Origin of the sequence: Treponema sp. (genome assembly GCF_051883275.1) — a bacterium.
GTDB lineage: Bacteria > Spirochaetota > Spirochaetia > Treponematales > Treponemataceae > Treponema_D.
Map to the genome: position 1 here is coordinate 1 of NZ_JBJETK010000061.1, position 2,502 is coordinate 2,502.

The 2,502-nt window shown below is 42.1% G+C and carries 3 protein-coding genes; all 3 read right to left on the reverse strand.

Annotated elements, in window-relative coordinates; genetic code table 11:
* Window positions 1–170: 170 nt before the first annotated feature.
* Window positions 171–548, reverse strand: coding sequence for a hypothetical protein (locus ACI4L0_RS09845; RefSeq protein ID WP_439800000.1), 378 nt, complete (start codon window positions 546–548; stop codon window positions 171–173).
* Window positions 549–752: 204 nt separating this feature from the next.
* Window positions 753–1,292 (reverse strand): hypothetical protein, encoded by a 540-nt coding sequence (locus ACI4L0_RS09850; RefSeq protein WP_439800001.1) that lies wholly within the window; start codon window positions 1,290–1,292, stop codon window positions 753–755.
* 440 nt (window positions 1,293–1,732) lie between these two features.
* The coding region (locus tag ACI4L0_RS09855; RefSeq protein ID WP_439800002.1) for an RHS repeat-associated core domain-containing protein at window positions 1,733–2,502 on the reverse strand (770 nt) is incomplete at its 5' end.

A 2,502-nucleotide genomic window follows, 5' to 3' on the forward strand; every position in this document is an offset into this window, starting at 1 on the left:
CCCAATCCCGAGGAAGACCCCGCCCTCGAACTGATTTTTAGTGGACACTAGTGACATTCCTGTCGCTTTGTTCGGAATCGCTTTCGGAGGGGTTTTCGGGAAGCGGCAGGTGAGCGAAGCGTGGAGCTATGACTCCCTTGGAATATTGGTTTAAATTTTCGCAGAAAAACTTATGTTTCATTGTAAATCTCTTCAAATTTAACACCTCTGTTTTCCCCGACTTCGGCAATCATTGCCTTGGCACGCGTCATGCCCGATTCAAGAGCAAATGCATATATCGACGCGAAAAGCATTCCTTGAACGATAAGGCGGTCTTCTTCCCGATTTTCAGAAAAACACATCCTCATGCTTCCGGGGAAGTGAAATCCCAAAGATTGGCATTGCTCTTTCTGCGCATTAAATCCGGATACCCGAAACTCAAATCCCTCTTTACCTTCCCATTGTCTTCGAAAAACATATTCTACATATTCCCAAAATCTTTCGGATCGAAGCAACTTCTCCCGAAAAAGCAATTCTTTCTCGACAGCATCATTTGAAGGAGATTCCACCATTACCCCTTGATAGAGATTAAGTCTTACAGGACTATTTAAGCATTGCTCAATATCCTCATAGGAGCGGCAAATGCTACAACCGCAAAAAATGCAACAAAAAACGAAAAGCTTTTTCATTGAAAAATCGATGGAAAGATTTACGATCTTGAGTATGATGTTTTTCTTAACTCGTCCGAAAATTCTCTCTTTGCCCTTTTATTTTTATTTGTTTTCGACGGATATTTGCTTTCTCAATTTATCCGGAAACGGCAATAAATAATCCTTCGAATTTTCATAATAGACACAATTCGCAAAAGCAATTTTTCGCTCTCCTTGGGCAGAATCGACCTGAAAACATATTTTCATCCTATTAGCTTTCATGGAATGAACAAGACCTAACATCTTCTTCGTCAAAAAAAGAGAACAGCATGCCGGATTTTTTGAGCTCTCGGAGCGAAAATCCTCGTCTTCTTTAAAAGGAGGAAGCTCAAAGCAACAGACTTCCACACCCCAACCTTCCTGCCGAACCAGCTGATAACGTTGAGCACTCTGCCCTACGCGAACCTCTTTCCCTGAATCCGTATCTGCCCGAATACACGCCGTAACGAAAAATATCCAATCGTCGCCATCAGAAAATTCTACAGCCTCATCAAGATATGCGAAACCGGAAAAATTCACATCTTCAAGTTTTTGCGAGGAGAACGAAGTGGAGCAGATCAACCCCGTGAAAAAAAGAAAAAATGTTATTTTTTTGTAGATCATTTTAAGTCCCGGATTTTACTTAAGACTTTCTTTCAATATCTCGAACATTTTCTTAGTGGCAGCATAATCTGAAAAGAACGTCTGCTCACAAAAGAAGAACTTCCCTTTAATGTAAAAAAACATTTCCTCAAACCTATTCTTCGCCAAATACAATACGAGAGACGCCTTGTATTTCGGATGGGTAAATTCCTTGACTTCACAAACGAAGACTATTTTTCGAAGCCAAAAGAAAATACGGTCGACGCTCCCAAAGGATTTTAACTGATTGGCCCCCAAATGAGCTTCAAGTACGGAAAGCGTTTTCAAAAAGGATTCGACCTCTCCACGAGACACCTGCACTGTTGTCAGATACGAATCATGAACACCCTGAATGGCACGGAATCGAACAAGTCCATTTTCACAAAATTCATACTTTAAAACAGAACAATATCGCATAGCTCTTAGAATTCTTTTTCGAAGCAAACCCCAAAGGCGCATGCGTTTAAGAATAAACTTGAGTCGTTCTCTCCTTCTCCCCAAGATAGATTCCCACAATCGCGTTCTGTACAAACAAAATTAAATGGAAGTGAGACAACGCTTTTCCCGCCACCGCTAACTCCTATTGTTCCCAATGTCCACTGTCCAACACTAAAATTGACTTCGGCACCGACTCGAAGCCCTGCTGTCCCCTTGAGGATTCCAACCCCTTTTCCATGACTACCAGAACAGTCTTTGGAAAAGCTTCCACTTCCGTATAGTTCAGCCCCTCCATACGCCTGAACGCCACCCCAAACATTTGCCGAAAAAATACCATCAACATCTTCCTTGAAAGCAAATCCAGCGGTTGCCGTAAGAGTTGCATCGCCCGAGACGGCGGCACCTATTTCATAAGCATCAATACTTTTCCCGTTACAGCAAGATTTGCATAGCTTCCCATTAGCAGAAAAATTTAAAGAGCCTGAGATATTTATAAATAGAAAAGGGAAGACCTGTACCTGCTTACCTGCAAACGATTTGCTAGCAGTAAAAGATATGTTCACACAAGAATTTAATTTCTCCTCGGTTCCTAATAAATCCACTTTCCTTAGAGGACTATTTTTTAAAAATGCATACAAATTCCATCCTCCCTGTTCCTCGATGGGGTCGCGGCTAATCCACCTGCCGTCGGCCGGGGAATAGTGGCGGTAGTTGTAATAGACGAGGTCGAGTTCGGAGTCGTAAACTTCCGAAG

Excerpts from the sequence above, each read along its gene's own strand:
- ACI4L0_RS09850 (WP_439800001.1), bottom strand. The coding sequence starts at position 1,292 with ATGATCTACAAAAAAATAACATTTTTTCTTTTTTTCACGGGGTTGATC.